The organism is Desulfuromonas sp. (assembly GCF_002868845.1).
In the GTDB taxonomy this organism is placed as follows: domain Bacteria; phylum Desulfobacterota; class Desulfuromonadia; order Desulfuromonadales; family BM501; genus BM501.
In genome coordinates, this window is sequence record NZ_PKUB01000038.1 from 1 (window position 1) to 13641 (window position 13641).

Consider the following 13641-nt stretch of genomic DNA (forward strand, 5'->3'; position numbering starts at 1 on the left):
GGGTACCGAGATGGTCATGCCCGGCGACAACATCGCCATGAGCGTGAGCCTGATCACCCCGATCGCGATGGACAAGGAACTGCGGTTCGCCATTCGTGAGGGCGGTCGGACCGTCGGCGCCGGCGTCGTCAGTGAAATCATCGAGTAATAGAGGATAGCTTCCATGTCGAGCCAGAAGATCAGAATCCGTTTAAAGGCTTATGACCACAAACTGCTCGATCAGTCGGTCAGCGAGATTGTTGATACCGCAAAGCGCACTGGCGCTCGGGTCGCTGGGCCCATTCCGCTGCCCACGGTGATCAACAAGTATTGTGTTCTGCGTGGTCCCCACGTCGATAAAAAGAGCCGTGAGCAGTTCGAGATGCGCACACATAAGCGCCTTCTCGATATTCTTGAGCCGACCCAGCAGACCGTGGACGCGCTTATGAAGCTCGACCTCTCGGCTGGTGTCGACGTCGAAATCAAGCTCTGAGACCTTTTCTAAAGTTAAGGGTACGTACGATGATAAAGGGAATCTTGGGTAAGAAGCTGGGCATGACCCAGGTCTTTGCCGTGGACGGCCGACGCACCCCGGTGACAGTCGTCGAGGCAGGTCCCTGCGTGGTGTTGCAGAAGAAGACGGTGGAGAGCGACGGTTACGAAGCACTCCAGATCGGTTTCGGGGCCAAGAAAACCCACCGGACCAACAAGCCGGAAATGGGCCATTTCAAAAAGGCCGGCAAGGGCGCATTCGCCTTTCTGCGTGAACTTAAAGGCGAGGACCTGGACCAGTACAAGGTCGGGGACGAGATTACCTGCGATCAGATGTTCGACGCCGGTGATATTGTCGATGTGACCGCTACGAGCAAGGGCAAGGGCTTTCAGGGGGTCATCAAGCGCTGGGGTTTCGCCGGCGGTCGATCCACTCACGGCTCCAAGTTCCACCGCGCCCCCGGAGCCATCGGATGCAGTGCTTGGCCTGCCCGAGTTTTTAAGGGCAAGAAGATGGCCGGTCAGATGGGCAACGAGCGGGTGACCATTCAGAATCTGCAGGTCGTTGAGGTCCGCGCAGAGCAGAACCTGATTTTGGTCAAAGGGGCAATCCCCGGGCCGAAGAACGGCATGGTGATGATCCGCCGCGGGGTTAAAGTCGCGGGCTAGCCCTGATAATACCGACCTGGGAGAAGGACCATGGCAAAAATCGCAGTCTATGACACAAATAACAAGCAGGTTTCCGAGCGCGAGTTGGCCGATTCGGTCTTCAATGCGGACGTCCGAGGCTACCTGATCCACGACATGGTGCGCTACCAGTTGGCGGCTCGCCGTCAGGGTACTGCTCAGGTCAAGAACCGCAGTGCGGTCGCTGGTGGCGGTAAGAAGCCGTACAAGCAGAAGGGAACCGGTAATGCCCGTCAGGGTACGGTCCGTGCGCCCCACTTTGTTGGCGGCGGCGTGGCCTTCGGCCCCTCTACGCGGGACTACAGCTTCAAGCTTAACCGCAAGGTCAAGCTGGCTGCTCTTAAGAGCGCTCTCTCCGTGCGCTTCAAGGAAGAGCGGATGACCGTGCTCAATGCCCTCGATTTGGAGAAAATCAGCACCAAGGGGTTCAATGAGGTGCTCGGACGATTCGATGTTTCCAACGTTCTAGTCGTCATCGAGGAGGCAGACTCCAAGGTGGAGCTCTCCGCCCGCAACTTGCCTTTTGTCAAGGTGTTGCGCGCCGAGGGAGTCAACGTCTACGACGTGATGAAATACAAGAACCTGATTCTCACCGAGGGAGCCGTTTCGCGGCTGGAAGGAGCATTGGGCTGATGAAACCGCTGCATCAAATCATCAAAAAGCCGCTGGTCACCGAAAAGACCAACTTGCAGAAAGAGGCCGGCCAGCAGGTGGCCTTCGAAGTCGCTGTCGATGCCAATAAGATCGAGATCAGGCAGGCCATCGAGAAAGCGTTCGATGTCAAGGTCGAGAAGGTCAACACCGCCCTCATCGCAGGCAAGGTGAAACGTGTTGGTCGCCGATTCGGCAAGCGTTCCAACTACAAGAAGGCCTATGTCACCCTCGCAGAGGGAAGCAATATAGACTTCTTCGGAGTTTAGCGGACTGTAATCAAAGCCTTACGGAGTTACGATAATGGCTATCAAAAAGTATAAGCCGACCTCGCCGTGTCGGCGTGGGATGACCTCTTCCACATTCGAGGAAATCACCACATCGACCCCTGAGAAATCCCTGCTTGAGCCCATCAAGAATTCTGGCGGGCGCAACAACTACGGGCGCATCACCAAGCGGGCCACCGGCGGGGGGCACAAGCGCAAGTACCGGGTCATCGACTTCAAACGGGACAAGAAGGATATCCCGGCGCAGGTGGTGACCATCGAGTACGATCCCAACCGTTCGGCGCGCATCGCACTGCTGAATTACGCCGACGGAGAGAAGCGCTACATTCTCGCCCCGGTCGGGATTCAGGTGGGCGACCCCGTGGTGGCCAGCGAGCAGGCTGATATCAAGCCCGGCAATGCTCTGGCGATCCGCTCCATTCCTCTGGGCACCTGGGTGCACAACGTGGAGATGAAGGTCGGCAAGGGCGTGCAGCTCGCTCGTAGCGCCGGTACCTACGCCATGATCGCGGCCAAGGAGGGCAAGTACGCCCAGCTGCGCATGCCTTCGGGCGAGGTTCGCCTGATTCACCAGGACTGCTGCGCCAGTATCGGGCAGGTGGGCAACGCAGACCATGAGAACGTCAAAATCGGCAAGGCTGGCCGGAATCGCTGGCTTGGCAAGAGACCTCAGAGTCGTGGCGTGGCGATGAACCCAGTCGACCACCCTCACGGCGGCGGTGAGGGGCGCAGCTCGGGCGGCCGGCATCCGGTCACTACCTGGGGCGTTCCGACCAAAGGTTACAAGACCCGTTCCAACAAGCGTACCGACCGCTTCATTGTGCGGCGGCGGAAGAAATAAGAGATTTTTCGATAAGAGGAGACGGCAGTGGCGAGATCGATCAAAAAAGGGCCGTACATCCAGGAGAGCCTCCTGCGCAAAGTCGACATGGAGGGGGGCGCCAGTTCCAAGAAGGTCATCAAGACCTGGTCCCGGCGTTCCACCATCATCCCCGAGTTTGTCGGACACACCTTCGCCGTCCATAACGGCAAGAAGTTTATCCCGGTTTTCGTTACCGAAAACATGGTGGGGCACAAGTTGGGGGAGTTCGCTCCGACCCGCACCTACTACGGGCACGGTTACGACAAAAAGACTAAGAGAAAATAGCATTTGCGCTTAAGGAGTTATAGTCCATGGAAGCCAGAGCCAAACTGAGATATGCGAGGCTTTCCCCGCAGAAGACCCGCTTAGCTGTGGACATGGTGCGTGGTAAGGGAGTTCAGGACGCCTTGAACATCCTTCGCTTTTCGCCCCAGAAAGCCGCCGCTGTCGTGTCCAAGCTGGTGAGCAGCGCCGTGGCCAATGCGGAACAAAAGGGGGTCTCCGATATTGACCGACTTTATGTCAAAGTCGTCACTGTCGACCAGGGACCGGCGCTCAAGCGCTTTCTTCCCCGGGCGCAGGGCCGCGCTACGAAGATCCGCAAGCCGACTAGTCACATTACAGTCATTCTTGACGAAAAATAAAAAGTAGTTTGCCTGAGGAGGTGATAGTTTGGGCCAGAAAGTTCATCCAATAGGATTCCGCTTGGGAATCAACCGGACCTGGGACTCCAAGTGGTACGCCGAGTCGGATTACTCCGAACTGCTCCACGAGGACATCAAACTCAGGGCATACCTCAAGAAGCGGCTGTACCACGCGGGCATTTCGAAAATTGAGATGGAGCGCGCGGCCAACAAGGCCAAGATCAACATCTTCGCAGCCCGTCCCGGTATTATTATCGGCAAGAAGGGTTCGGAGGTGGAGGCTCTGAAAGCGGAGCTGGCCAAACTCACCGATAAAGAGGTCTTTATTAACATTCAGGAAGTTCGCAAGCCTGAGGTTGATGCCCAACTTGTCGCTGAGAGCGTCGCTTTGCAGCTCGAACGCCGGGTGGCCTTCCGCCGCGCCATGAAGAAGAGCGTGAGCATGGCCCTCAAGTTCGGCGCCAAGGGGATCAAGATCAACTGTGCAGGCCGACTCGGCGGTGCCGAGATGAGCCGCACAGAATGGTATCGCGAGGGGCGGGTGCCCCTGCACACCCTGCGTGCCGATATCGACTACGGATTCGCCGAGGCCAAGACCACCTACGGGATTATTGGCGTCAAGGTGCTTATCTTCAAGGGCGAAGTGCTTGCCAAAGAAAAGTAAAGAGTTTGTATAGGAGTGTCCGCTTATGTTAATGCCCAAGAAGGTTAAGCATAGGAAACAGTTCAAGGGGCGCATGAAGGGGGCTGCCGATCGAGGGACCGAACTCAACTTCGGTGACTTCGGGTTGCAGGCCACCGCCTGCGGTTGGCTCTCCTCTCGGCAGATCGAGGCCGCCCGTCGTGCCATGACCCGTTACATCAAGCGTGGCGGGACCATCTGGATCCGGGTCTTCCCGGACAAATCCCTGACGAGTAAGCCCGCAGAAACCCGCATGGGCAAGGGCAAGGGGTCCCCGGAGAGTTGGGTCGCCGTCATTCGCCCCGGCAATGTGCTTTACGAGATGCAGGGTGTCGAAGAAGAAGTGGCCCGTGAGGCGTTTCGCCTTGCCGCCCACAAGCTCCCCATGAAGACCAAGTTCGTGACCAGGGAGGAATCTACACATGAAGGCTAGCGAACTCAAGGATCTCAGCGTAGAGGAGTTGCAGAAGAAATCCGACGAGTTGAGCCAGGAGATGTTCAATCTGAGATTTCAGATGCACACCGGGCACTTGGAGAACACTGCCCGGATCTCCCAGGCCCGCAAGGATATCGCACGGGTGAAAACCCTACTGAGGGAAAAGCTGGGATAGCGAGGATTGGCGAGGACAGATATGGCGATTGAGCGTGGAAAACGGAAGGCCCGTGTCGGGATCGTGGTCAGTGACAAGATGGACAAGACCATCGTGGTCAAGGTCTATCGACTGGTCAAGCATCCTGTCTACAAGAAATACATCAAGCGTCGGGTGACCTGCAAGGCGCACGACGAGCAGAACCTGTGCGGCGTCGGCGACAAGGTCCTCATCACTGAGACCCGCCCGTTGTCTCGCGACAAGCGTTGGCGGGTCCGTGAGATCCTTGAAAAGAACGTAATTGTTTAGGAGATATAACCCATGATTCAGATGCAGACGATGCTTGATGCGGCGGACAACTCCGGCGCTCGGAAACTCCGCTGCATTAAAGTGCTCGGCGGCTCCAAGCGTAAATATGCCGGCCTTGGCGACATCGTCGTCTGTTCCGTCAAGGAAGCCCTGCCCAACTCCAAAGTGAAGAAGGGCGACGTGGTGCGCGCCGTCATCGTCAGGACGGCCAAAGAAGTACCCCGTCCCGACGGGTCGTTTATCCGCTTTGACAAGAACTCGGCCGTGGTGGTGAGCGCCGCCGGCGAGCCCGTCGGAACGCGAATCTTCGGTCCGGTCGCCCGTGAACTTCGGGCACGCCGGTTCATGAAGATTGTGTCCCTGGCACCCGAAGTTCTCTAATACAGCACACTGGGAGAGATTCAGCGATGGCCGCGAAGAAACTTCATGTCAAAAAAGATGACATGGTGATGATCATAGCGGGCAAGGAGAAGGGTAAGACCGGCAAGGTCTCCCGGGTCCTGGCCGACAAGGGTCGCCTTGTGGTGGAGGGCCTCAACATGGTCAAACGCCACACCCGGCCCACCCAGGCCAATCAGGAGGGCGGAATCATTGAGAAAGAAGCCCCCCTGAGCGCCTCCAACGTCCTGCTGCTGTGCGGTTCCTGCGACAAGCCTGTTCGCACCGGCACCCGCGTTCTGGAAGATGGTAGCAAGGCCCGCTTCTGCAAGAAGTGCAACGAGATAGTGGATAAGTAACGGAGGATTTCCATGGCCCGATTGCTGGAAAAATTCAAGTCCGAGCTGGTTCCCCAGCTTCAGAAGGACCTGCAGTTGAAGAACGTGATGGAAGTTCCTCGCGTTGAGAAGGTTGTAGTCAACATGGGCCTCGGGGAAGCCATCCAGAACATTAAAGTGCTGGAGTCGGCCGTTGAGGAGTTGGGGTTTATTACCGGGCAGAAGGCGGTAATCACCAAGGCCAAGAAATCTGTCGCCCAGTTCAAGCTGCGCGAGGGGATGCCTATCGGTTGCATGGTCACCCTGCGCCGCGATAGGGCCTACGAGTTTCTCGACAGGCTGATCAACGTTGGCCTGACCCGCGTTCGCGACTTCAAGGGGATTTCGCCCAAGGCCTTTGACGGCCGCGGTAACTACACCCTGGGGATTCGGGAACAGTTGATCTTCCCCGAGATCGACCTCGATAAGATCGACAAGGTCAAGGGCCTGAACGTGACGATCGTCACAACCGCCCGGACCGACGAAGAGGGGCGCGCGTTGCTGGGTTCCCTCGGCATGCCGTTCAGGAAATAGCCGGAAGGATAGCGGAGGAGAACCGTGGCAAAGACATCAATGAAAATCAAGGCCGCCCGGCCTCAGAAGTTCAAGGTCAGGAAGTACAACCGCTGCCCCATCTGCGGACGTCCCCGGGCCTACTATCGGAAGTTTGACATGTGCAGGATCTGCTTGCGCAAGTATTCGTCGGAGGGGAAAGTCCCCGGCGTGATCAAATCGAGCTGGTAACGAAGAAAGAGGAGTTGCATCCATGGCAATGACCGATCCGATCGCGGATATGCTGACTCGCATTCGCAACGCGGGGATGGCTAAGCACCCGAAGATGGACATGCCTTCGTCCAACCTCAAGGTGGCCGTGGCCACGGTGCTTAAGGATCTTGGCTATATCAAGAATTACAAGACCATCAGCGACGACAAACAGGGCGTGCTGCGGATCTACCTCAAGTTCGACAGCGACGAGAGGCACGTCATTCATGAGATCAAGCGGGCCTCCACTCCCGGTCGCAGGCTTTACGTGGGCAAGGACGAGATCCCCAGGGTGAAGAACGGCCTTGGTTGCGCAATTCTCTCTACCCCCAAAGGTGTCATGGACGATGTGTCCGCCCGTAAAGCTGAGGTGGGCGGAGAGGTTCTCTGCACTGTCTGGTAAGACGGAAAGTCTTAAGGAGTATATAATACGATGTCCAGAATTGGGAAAAAACCCGTGGAAATCCCCTCGGGGGTCAAGGTGGGCCTGGACGGAAACACCCTCACTGTGCAGGGTCCCAAGGGCAATCTGAGCAGGGAACTCCCTTCTCGGGCCCTGGTCGAGGTGGAGGCTGACCAGATTCTGATCCGGCCCAACCCGGAAGAGCGGACCACCGCTATACAGGGGTTGACCCGGAGCCTCATCGCCAACATGGTCGAAGGGGTCTCGAAGGGATTCGAGAAGGTCCTGGAGATCAACGGCGTCGGTTATCGTGCAGAGCTCAAGGGAAAGGCTCTGAACCTCGCCCTTGGTTACTCTCACCCCATCGAGTACCCGTTGCCCGAGGGGGTAAGCGCCGAGGTCGAACCGAAGGCCAACCGGATCACGGTGCGCGGAATCGACAAGGAGATGGTCGGAGCCACTGCGGCGAAAATCCGCTCCTTTCGCAGTCCCGAGCCGTACAAGGGCAAGGGCATCAAATATCTCGACGAGCGGATTATCCGCAAGGCCGGCAAGACTGGCAAGTAATTGTCGAATAAAGGGCAAGGAGAAAGATTGTGAGCGTCGCAAAAGAGAGGCGTCAGGCACGCATCAAGCGGCAGGTGCGGGTACGGTTCAAGGTGCAGGGCTCCGAGGAGAGACCCCGGCTTTGCGTCTTCCGCAGCGCCAAGCATATCTACGCCCAGATCATCGAGGATGTCACTGGAAAGACTCTGGTCTCCAGCTCGACCATCTCCAAGGGGGTCGGCGAAGAGCTGAAGTACACTGGCAACGTTGAGGCGGCCAAAGCGGTGGGCGAATCCATCGCTAAGAAAGCCCTGGAAAAGAACATCAAACAGGTGGTCTTCGACCGCAACGGTTTTCTCTACCACGGCCGCGTCAAGGCGCTCGCCGATGCGGCCAGAGAAGCTGGCCTGTCTTTCTAGTCAAAGGAGGATGTCTTTGCTTCGCATCGATCCCAATGAGCTGAATTTGAACGACCGGGTGATCCACATCAACCGCTGTTCCAAGGTCGTCAAAGGTGGTCGCCGTTTCAGCTTCTCCGCCCTTGTGGTGGTGGGCGACGGCCAAGGTAACGTCGGCTTCGGCCTTGGTAAGGCCAAGGAGGTTCCCGAGGCCATCCGTAAGGGCGTTGAGAAGGCTAGAAAGAGCCTGATCAGTGTTCCGCTCAAGGGGAGCACCATTCCCTTTGACGTGGTGGGCAAGTTCGGCGCCGGCAAGGTGCTGCTCAAGTCCGCATCGGAAGGTACCGGCGTTATTGCCGGCGGCCCCGTCCGCGCCGTCCTTGAGGTGGCCGGTGTCGGAGACATCCTGTCCAAGTGCCTTGGCTCAAACAACCCCCACAATGTGGTCAAAGCGACCCTGAATGCCCTTGGACAGCTCAAGAGCGCCGAAGAAATCATGGCGCGTCGTGGGATCAAGGCAGAAGAGGTCGCCTGAGTTAGGGGCGGACAAGGAGACGAAGATGGCCGAACAAATCAAGGTTACCCTGAAAAAGAGCGGCATCGGCCGCAAAGCATATTTTACCCGAGTGCTCAAGGGACTGGGGCTCACCAAGCTTCACAAGACCGTGGTTCTGCAGGACACCCCGGAGATCCGGGGTATGGTCCGCAAAGTGGCCCACATGGTCTCGGTCGAAGAGTGATTCGATAGGGGAAGAGGGACATGGATCTGAGCAATCTCACACCGGCAATCGGTTCGACAAAAAACAGGAAACGGATCGGCCGCGGCCATGGCTCCGGGACCGGCAAAACTTCCGGCAAAGGCCACAAGGGGCAGAACTCCCGCAGCGGCGGGGGCGTCAAGCCTGGCTTCGAGGGCGGACAGATGCCCCTGCAGCGGCGCCTGCCCAAACGCGGCTTTACCCCCCTTAACAAGAAGGTCTACGCACTGGTTAACCTGCGCGACCTCGAGGCCTTCGAGGCCGGGTCGGTGGTTGACACCGCCGCCCTGGGCCAAGCCGGCCTGATCAACAAGGTGTACGATGGCGTGAAAATTCTGGGCGACGGTGACCTCACCAAGGCTCTGACCGTCAAGGCCCACAAATTCAGCAAGTCGGCCCTTGAGAAGATTGAGGCTGCCGGCGGCAAGGGCGAGGTCCTCTAAATTGATCGCAAGCATCCAAAACATCTTCAGCATCCCGGAACTGCGGCGGCGCCTTCTTTTCACCCTTGGCATGCTTGCGGTCTATCGCATTGGCTGTCATGTGCCGACCCCCGGGGTTGACGCCCAGGTTCTCGCCAAGTTCTTCGAGGGAACCCAGGGGACCCTGCTCGGTCTGGTGAGCGCATTTACCGGCGGCGCGCTTGAGCGCATGACGGTCTTTGCCCTGGGTATCATGCCCTACATCAGCGCCTCGATTATCCTGCAGCTGCTCACCGTGGTCTTCGAACCGGTCGAGCGGCTGGCCAAGGAGGGGGAACAGGGGCGCAAGACGATCACCAAATGGACCCGCTACGGAACCATCATTCTGTCGGTGGTTCAGGGGACGGGCATCGCCGTCGGGTTGCAGACCATGCGCGGCCCTGCCGGTGAACTGGTCGTTCCCGATCAGGGGGTTGGTTTCATCCTGCTGACCGTGATCACGCTGACAGCCGGTACCGCTTTTATCATGTGGCTCGGCGAGCAGATCACCGAGCGCGGCATCGGCAACGGCATTTCGCTGATTATCTTCGCAGGCATCGTGGCCAACATGCCCGCGGCGCTGGTTAACTCCATCCGGCTTCTGCGCACCGGCGCCCTGTCGCCCTTCGTGATGATCATCATCCTGCTCGTCATGGTGGCGGTCGTGGCGGCGATTATTTTCATGGAACGGGCCCAGAGGCGGGTCCCCATTCACTACGCCAAGCGCGTGGTGGGGATGCGCAACTACGGCGGCCAATCCAGCCACCTGCCCCTGAAAATCAACATGAGCGGCGTTATTCCGCCCATCTTCGCCAGTTCCATCATCATGTTCCCGGCGACCGTGGCGAACCTTGTCGATGTGCCCTGGGTGCAAACCGTTGCCTCGATGATGACCCCCAGTCATTGGCTCTACAACGTTTTATTCGTTGCATTCATTGTCTTTTTCTGCTATTTCTACACGGCTGTCACATTCAACCCCGCAGACGTGGCGGAAAACGTCAAGAAACAGGGGGGCTACATTCCCGGTATCCGCCCGGGCAATGCGACGGCCGAGTACCTCGACACCGTGCTCAGCCGATTGACTTTTGCCGGGGCGATTTACGTCTCGGCCGTGTGCGTGCTCCCGACGATCCTCATCGGGCAGTTCAGCGTGCCCTTCTATTTCGGAGGCACCTCGCTGCTGATCGTCGTTGGGGTCGGACTCGACCTGGCTTCCCAGATCGAGGCGCACCTGATTTCTCGATCCTATGAAGGATTTATGAAAGGCGTCACCATCAAAGGGCGGCGCGGATAGTTTACGAGGGACTTGTTATGAAGTTGATTCTGCTCGGCCCCCCCGGCGCCGGCAAGGGGACCCAGGCCAAGATGCTGACCGAGCGGTTCCGGATTCCGCAGATTTCCACTGGCGATATTCTGCGAGGCGCCGTTAAAGAGGGGACTCCCATGGGGGTCAAGGCAAAGTCCTACATGGATGCCGGAGGGTTGGTTCCCGATGAGGTCGTTGTGGGGATTGTCCGCGAGCGGCTCCAGAAGGACGACTGCGCTACCGGGTTCATCCTCGACGGCTTCCCCCGTACCGTTGGTCAGGCCGACGCCCTCAAGGGCACGCTTCAGGACCTCGACAAGGATCTCGACGCGGTTCTCGCTCTGGAGGTTGACGCCGAGGCCCTGGTCGAACGACTGACCGGTCGGCGGACTTGCCGCGAGTGCGGACAGGGTTTCCATGTCAAGTTCGACCCTCCTGCCGAGGAGGGCAAGTGCGACAGCTGCGGCGGTGACCTGATTCAGCGCGATGATGATCAGGAGTCGACAATTCGAAAGCGTCTTCATGTTTATGATGAGCAGACCGCGCCACTTATCGCCTACTACGGCGAGGGGGGGCTGCTGACGTGCATCGACGGCATGCAGGAGATCGGTTCCGTTCAGGAAAAACTCCTGTCGGCCCTCCAGGCCAGCTGAGGTGATCGTTCTCAAGTCCCGCGAAGAAATCGATCGCATGCGGGACGCCGGGGGGATGGTCGCTGAGATTCTGGAGATCCTCCGGGAGAGGGTGGCGCCCGGCGTTACCACTGCCGAGCTGGACCGGATTGCCGAAGCCGAATGCATCAGGCGCAAGGCCAAGCCGGCATTCAAGGGATACGGTGGGTTTCCGTTTACCATCTGTTCCTCGCCTAACGAGCAGGTGGTTCACGGGTTCGCGAATGAGCAGCCCCTGCGCGAGGGGGACATCCTGAGCATCGACTTCGGGGTGATCTACAAGGGGTTTTACGGCGACGCGGCCGTGACCCTTCCGGTCGGCTACATCGACCGCGACAAGCAGCATCTGCTGCGGGTCACTGAGGAATCGCTCCAAAAGGCTATCGCTGCGGCGGTCGTCGGCGGCAGGCTCAGCGACATTTCCCACGCGGTTCAGAGCCACGCGGAGAAAGAAGGGTTCAGCGTGGTCCGCGAGTTTGTCGGCCACGGCATCGGTCGGCAACTCCACGAGGCGCCGCAGATCCCCAACTTCGGCCCTGCGGGTCAGGGGCCACGGCTCAAGGCCGGAATGACCCTGGCCATCGAGCCGATGATCAACGCCGGCGGGCCGGGGGTCAAGATACTCAAGGACGGCTGGACCGCGGTGACCCTCGACGGAAAGGCTTCGGCCCACTTCGAGCACACTGTGGCCGTTACCGAGGCGGGGCCCGAGATCCTGACCCTGGGTTGATAGAATTTCCGGGCTTACGCTCTGCGGGGCCGGTCCGGCGAGGTTTTTATTTTGTTTTCAAGGTCAAATTCATCGCTTCACGCAAAGGAACGCATCCATGAAAGTCCGAGCTTCGGTCAAGGCCATCTGCGACAAGTGCAAGGTCATCAAGCGCAAGGGGATCGTCCGGATCATCTGTGAAAACCCCAAGCATAAGCAGAGACAGGGATAACGGGATTAGGAGGATCAGACATTGGCACGCATTGCAGGTATCGATTTACCGAGGAATAAGCGGATAGAGATTGCACTTACCTATATCTATGGCATCGGACGCTCCTCGTCTCAGAGCATTCTGGGAAAAGCCGGGGTCGACCGGAGCACCCGGTCGGACGATCTGACCGAGGCCGAAGTCGCCAAGATCCGCGAGATCATCGACCGGGAAGAGAAGGTCGAGGGCGATCTGCGTCGCGAGATTTCCATGAACATCAAGCGACTGATGGACCTCGGCGCCTATCGCGGGCTGCGCCATCGCAGCGGGCTGCCGGTGCGGGGGCAGAAGACGAAGACCAACGCCCGTACCCGCAAGGGACCCCGCAAAACCGTGGCCGGTAAGAAGAAATAATTGGAGGAACGATGGCTAAGCCAGGCAAAAGAGTCGTTAGGAAAAAGACGGAAAAGAAGAACGTCGCCAATGGGATCGCCCACATCCAGGCGACCTTTAACAACACCATTATCACCATTACCGACGTTAACGGCAACGTGATCTCCTGGGCTACTGCCGGGGGCAAGGGTTTCAAGGGCTCGCGCAAGAGCACCCCCTTCGCCGCCCAGATGGCCGCCGAGGATGCCGCCAAGCGGGCGCAAGAGCACGGCATGCGCTCCGTAGAGGTTCGGGTCAAAGGACCGGGTTCCGGTCGCGAGTCGGCGCTGCGCGCTTTGTCCTCAGTCGGCCTCGGCATCAGCGTGATCAAGGATGTCACCCCGATTCCTCACAACGGCTGCCGCCCGCCCAAGCGCAGAAGAGTCTAACCCCATAAGGAGGAAGAACGTTGGCTAGATATAGTGGTCCCGTCTGCCGGCAGTGCCGGAGGGAGAACATGAAGCTGTTCCTGAAAGGGGACAGATGCTATACCGATAAGTGTGCCGTCGAGCGGCGCAACTACGCGCCCGGCCAGCACGGCCAGGGCCGCATCAAGGTGTCCGATTACGGCACCCAGTTGCGCGAGAAGCAGCGCGTGAAGCGCACCTACGGCCTGCTGGAGAAACAGTTCCGCAGCTACTTCCAGAAGGCCGACCGCATGAAGGGGGTCACCGGCGAGAACCTGCTGGTCCTTCTCGAGCGGCGCCTCGACAGCATCATCTACCGCACCGGTTTCGGCACCTCCCGCGCCGAATCCCGCATGCTGGTCCGCCAGGGGCACTTCCTGGTCAACGGGCGCAAGGTCAACGTCCCCTCCTATCTTGTGCGTCCCGGGGATACCGTTGAACTGCGTGAGAAGAGCCAGAAGGTGGCCCGCATCAACGAGGCCCTCGACGGGGTCATGCGGCGGGGCGTTCCCTCCTGGGTGGAGCTTGACCGGACCGCCTTCAAGGGAACCGTCAAGACCCTGCCGGTGCGCGCTGAGATGACCACTCCGGCCTTCCAGGAACACCTCATCGTCGAGCTCTACTCCAAGTAGCCTAGGGAGC

At 58.8% G+C, this 13641-nt stretch carries 28 protein-coding genes and 1 pseudogene; all 29 read left to right on the forward strand.

Going from position 1 to position 13641, the window contains the following annotated elements; genetic code table 11:
• A pseudogene (tuf, locus tag C0617_RS10775) lies at window positions 1-148 on the forward strand (elongation factor Tu); the annotation flags it as partial.
• 15 nt (window positions 149-163) lie between these two features.
• On the forward strand, window positions 164-472 hold the full coding sequence (gene rpsJ, locus C0617_RS10780; RefSeq protein ID WP_291317032.1) for a 30S ribosomal protein S10: 309 nt from the start codon (window positions 164-166) through the stop codon (window positions 470-472).
• Window positions 473-501: 29 nt separating this feature from the next.
• Complete coding sequence (gene rplC / locus C0617_RS10785) at window positions 502-1140, forward strand: 50S ribosomal protein L3 (RefSeq protein ID WP_363324399.1); 639 nt, start codon at window positions 502-504, stop codon at window positions 1138-1140.
• A 30-nt stretch (window positions 1141-1170) separates the two neighbouring features.
• Window positions 1171-1791, forward strand: a complete 621-nt coding sequence (gene rplD, locus C0617_RS10790) for a 50S ribosomal protein L4 (RefSeq protein WP_291317033.1) — start codon at window positions 1171-1173, stop codon at window positions 1789-1791.
• The gene (locus C0617_RS10795; protein ID WP_291317034.1) at window positions 1791-2078 is read left to right on the forward strand and encodes a 50S ribosomal protein L23; all 288 of its coding nucleotides are present in this window, start codon (window positions 1791-1793) and stop codon (window positions 2076-2078) included. Before rplD ends, C0617_RS10795 begins: the two co-directional genes overlap by 1 nt.
• A 34-nt stretch (window positions 2079-2112) precedes the next feature.
• Complete coding sequence (gene rplB, locus C0617_RS10800) at window positions 2113-2937, forward strand: 50S ribosomal protein L2 (RefSeq protein WP_291317035.1); 825 nt, start codon at window positions 2113-2115, stop codon at window positions 2935-2937.
• A gap of 27 nt (window positions 2938-2964) precedes the next feature.
• Entirely contained in the window at window positions 2965-3243 is a 279-nt protein-coding gene (rpsS, locus tag C0617_RS10805) for a 30S ribosomal protein S19 (RefSeq protein ID WP_291317036.1), read from the forward strand.
• A gap of 26 nt (window positions 3244-3269) precedes the next feature.
• Entirely contained in the window at window positions 3270-3602 is a 333-nt protein-coding gene (gene rplV / locus C0617_RS10810) for a 50S ribosomal protein L22 (protein WP_291317037.1), read from the forward strand.
• A 28-nt stretch (window positions 3603-3630) separates the two neighbouring features.
• The gene (rpsC, locus tag C0617_RS10815; RefSeq protein ID WP_298040089.1) at window positions 3631-4266 is read left to right on the forward strand and encodes a 30S ribosomal protein S3; all 636 of its coding nucleotides are present in this window, start codon (window positions 3631-3633) and stop codon (window positions 4264-4266) included.
• Window positions 4267-4291: 25 nt separating this feature from the next.
• Window positions 4292-4717: a 50S ribosomal protein L16 gene (gene rplP, locus C0617_RS10820; protein ID WP_298040091.1), complete on the forward strand. Its 426-nt coding sequence runs from the start codon at window positions 4292-4294 to the stop codon at window positions 4715-4717.
• Complete coding sequence (gene rpmC / locus C0617_RS10825) at window positions 4707-4895, forward strand: 50S ribosomal protein L29 (RefSeq protein WP_291317038.1); 189 nt, start codon at window positions 4707-4709, stop codon at window positions 4893-4895. The genes rplP and rpmC overlap by 11 nt, the downstream gene beginning before the upstream one ends.
• Window positions 4896-4916: 21 nt before the next feature.
• A complete protein-coding gene (rpsQ, locus tag C0617_RS10830; protein ID WP_291317039.1) occupies window positions 4917-5183 on the forward strand; it encodes a 30S ribosomal protein S17 in 267 nt (88 codons plus the stop codon).
• Between the two features lie 12 nt (window positions 5184-5195).
• Window positions 5196-5564 (forward strand): 50S ribosomal protein L14, encoded by a 369-nt coding sequence (gene rplN / locus C0617_RS10835; protein WP_291317040.1) that lies wholly within the window; start codon window positions 5196-5198, stop codon window positions 5562-5564.
• A 26-nt stretch (window positions 5565-5590) separates the two neighbouring features.
• Window positions 5591-5920, forward strand: a complete 330-nt coding sequence (rplX, locus tag C0617_RS10840; RefSeq protein ID WP_291317041.1) for a 50S ribosomal protein L24 — start codon at window positions 5591-5593, stop codon at window positions 5918-5920.
• A 12-nt stretch (window positions 5921-5932) separates the two neighbouring features.
• Window positions 5933-6472: a 50S ribosomal protein L5 gene (gene rplE / locus C0617_RS10845; protein WP_291317042.1), complete on the forward strand. Its 540-nt coding sequence runs from the start codon at window positions 5933-5935 to the stop codon at window positions 6470-6472.
• 24 nt (window positions 6473-6496) lie between these two features.
• Window positions 6497-6682 carry a type Z 30S ribosomal protein S14 gene (locus tag C0617_RS10850; RefSeq protein WP_291317043.1) on the forward strand — a complete coding sequence of 62 codons (186 nt, stop codon included), beginning with the start codon at window positions 6497-6499 and terminating at the stop codon, window positions 6680-6682.
• A 22-nt stretch (window positions 6683-6704) separates the two neighbouring features.
• Window positions 6705-7103 (forward strand): 30S ribosomal protein S8, encoded by a 399-nt coding sequence (gene rpsH, locus C0617_RS10855; RefSeq protein WP_291317044.1) that lies wholly within the window; start codon window positions 6705-6707, stop codon window positions 7101-7103.
• Between the two features lie 30 nt (window positions 7104-7133).
• Window positions 7134-7670 carry a 50S ribosomal protein L6 gene (rplF, locus tag C0617_RS10860; protein ID WP_291317045.1) on the forward strand — a complete coding sequence of 179 codons (537 nt, stop codon included), beginning with the start codon at window positions 7134-7136 and terminating at the stop codon, window positions 7668-7670.
• A gap of 29 nt (window positions 7671-7699) precedes the next feature.
• Window positions 7700-8068: a 50S ribosomal protein L18 gene (gene rplR / locus C0617_RS10865; protein WP_291317046.1), complete on the forward strand. Its 369-nt coding sequence runs from the start codon at window positions 7700-7702 to the stop codon at window positions 8066-8068.
• A 16-nt stretch (window positions 8069-8084) separates the two neighbouring features.
• Window positions 8085-8582 (forward strand): 30S ribosomal protein S5, encoded by a 498-nt coding sequence (gene rpsE / locus C0617_RS10870; protein WP_291317047.1) that lies wholly within the window; start codon window positions 8085-8087, stop codon window positions 8580-8582.
• A 25-nt stretch (window positions 8583-8607) separates the two neighbouring features.
• On the forward strand, window positions 8608-8787 hold the full coding sequence (gene rpmD / locus C0617_RS10875) for a 50S ribosomal protein L30 (RefSeq protein ID WP_291317048.1): 180 nt from the start codon (window positions 8608-8610) through the stop codon (window positions 8785-8787).
• Between the two features lie 20 nt (window positions 8788-8807).
• Window positions 8808-9248 (forward strand): 50S ribosomal protein L15, encoded by a 441-nt coding sequence (gene rplO / locus C0617_RS10880; protein WP_291317049.1) that lies wholly within the window; start codon window positions 8808-8810, stop codon window positions 9246-9248.
• Between the two features lies 1 nt (window position 9249).
• On the forward strand, window positions 9250-10560 hold the full coding sequence (secY, locus tag C0617_RS10885) for a preprotein translocase subunit SecY (protein WP_291317050.1): 1311 nt from the start codon (window positions 9250-9252) through the stop codon (window positions 10558-10560).
• Window positions 10561-10577: 17 nt separating this feature from the next.
• Complete coding sequence (locus tag C0617_RS10890; protein WP_291317051.1) at window positions 10578-11225, forward strand: adenylate kinase; 648 nt, start codon at window positions 10578-10580, stop codon at window positions 11223-11225.
• A gap of 1 nt (window position 11226) precedes the next feature.
• Window positions 11227-11973: a type I methionyl aminopeptidase gene (map, locus tag C0617_RS10895; RefSeq protein WP_291317052.1), complete on the forward strand. Its 747-nt coding sequence runs from the start codon at window positions 11227-11229 to the stop codon at window positions 11971-11973.
• A 97-nt stretch (window positions 11974-12070) separates the two neighbouring features.
• Window positions 12071-12184, forward strand: a complete 114-nt coding sequence (gene rpmJ / locus C0617_RS10900; RefSeq protein ID WP_291317053.1) for a 50S ribosomal protein L36 — start codon at window positions 12071-12073, stop codon at window positions 12182-12184.
• Window positions 12185-12205: 21 nt separating this feature from the next.
• Complete coding sequence (rpsM, locus tag C0617_RS10905; protein WP_291317054.1) at window positions 12206-12574, forward strand: 30S ribosomal protein S13; 369 nt, start codon at window positions 12206-12208, stop codon at window positions 12572-12574.
• Between the two features lie 11 nt (window positions 12575-12585).
• Window positions 12586-12981 carry a 30S ribosomal protein S11 gene (rpsK, locus tag C0617_RS10910; protein WP_291317055.1) on the forward strand — a complete coding sequence of 132 codons (396 nt, stop codon included), beginning with the start codon at window positions 12586-12588 and terminating at the stop codon, window positions 12979-12981.
• A 20-nt stretch (window positions 12982-13001) separates the two neighbouring features.
• Window positions 13002-13631, forward strand: coding sequence for a 30S ribosomal protein S4 (gene rpsD / locus C0617_RS10915; RefSeq protein ID WP_291317056.1), 630 nt, complete (start codon window positions 13002-13004; stop codon window positions 13629-13631).
• Window positions 13632-13641: the final 10 nt, after the last annotated feature.

Excerpts from the sequence above, each read along its gene's own strand:
- rpsJ (WP_291317032.1), top strand. The coding sequence starts at position 164 with ATGTCGAGCCAGAAGATCAGAATCCGTTTAAAGGCTTATGACCACAAA.
- rplC (WP_363324399.1), top strand. The coding sequence starts at position 502 with ATGATAAAGGGAATCTTGGGTAAGAAGCTGGGCATGACCCAGGTCTTT.
- rplD (WP_291317033.1), top strand. The coding sequence starts at position 1,171 with ATGGCAAAAATCGCAGTCTATGACACAAATAACAAGCAGGTTTCCGAG.
- C0617_RS10795 (WP_291317034.1), top strand. The coding sequence starts at position 1,791 with ATGAAACCGCTGCATCAAATCATCAAAAAGCCGCTGGTCACCGAAAAG.
- rplB (WP_291317035.1), top strand. The coding sequence starts at position 2,113 with ATGGCTATCAAAAAGTATAAGCCGACCTCGCCGTGTCGGCGTGGGATG.
- rplV (WP_291317037.1), top strand. The coding sequence starts at position 3,270 with ATGGAAGCCAGAGCCAAACTGAGATATGCGAGGCTTTCCCCGCAGAAG.
- rplP (WP_298040091.1), top strand. The coding sequence starts at position 4,292 with ATGTTAATGCCCAAGAAGGTTAAGCATAGGAAACAGTTCAAGGGGCGC.
- rpmC (WP_291317038.1), top strand. The coding sequence starts at position 4,707 with ATGAAGGCTAGCGAACTCAAGGATCTCAGCGTAGAGGAGTTGCAGAAG.
- rpsQ (WP_291317039.1), top strand. The coding sequence starts at position 4,917 with ATGGCGATTGAGCGTGGAAAACGGAAGGCCCGTGTCGGGATCGTGGTC.
- rplN (WP_291317040.1), top strand. The coding sequence starts at position 5,196 with ATGATTCAGATGCAGACGATGCTTGATGCGGCGGACAACTCCGGCGCT.
- rplX (WP_291317041.1), top strand. The coding sequence starts at position 5,591 with ATGGCCGCGAAGAAACTTCATGTCAAAAAAGATGACATGGTGATGATC.
- rplE (WP_291317042.1), top strand. The coding sequence starts at position 5,933 with ATGGCCCGATTGCTGGAAAAATTCAAGTCCGAGCTGGTTCCCCAGCTT.
- rpsH (WP_291317044.1), top strand. The coding sequence starts at position 6,705 with ATGGCAATGACCGATCCGATCGCGGATATGCTGACTCGCATTCGCAAC.
- rplF (WP_291317045.1), top strand. The coding sequence starts at position 7,134 with ATGTCCAGAATTGGGAAAAAACCCGTGGAAATCCCCTCGGGGGTCAAG.
- rpmD (WP_291317048.1), top strand. The coding sequence starts at position 8,608 with ATGGCCGAACAAATCAAGGTTACCCTGAAAAAGAGCGGCATCGGCCGC.
- rplO (WP_291317049.1), top strand. The coding sequence starts at position 8,808 with ATGGATCTGAGCAATCTCACACCGGCAATCGGTTCGACAAAAAACAGG.
- C0617_RS10890 (WP_291317051.1), top strand. The coding sequence starts at position 10,578 with ATGAAGTTGATTCTGCTCGGCCCCCCCGGCGCCGGCAAGGGGACCCAG.
- rpmJ (WP_291317053.1), top strand. The coding sequence starts at position 12,071 with ATGAAAGTCCGAGCTTCGGTCAAGGCCATCTGCGACAAGTGCAAGGTC.
- rpsK (WP_291317055.1), top strand. The coding sequence starts at position 12,586 with ATGGCTAAGCCAGGCAAAAGAGTCGTTAGGAAAAAGACGGAAAAGAAG.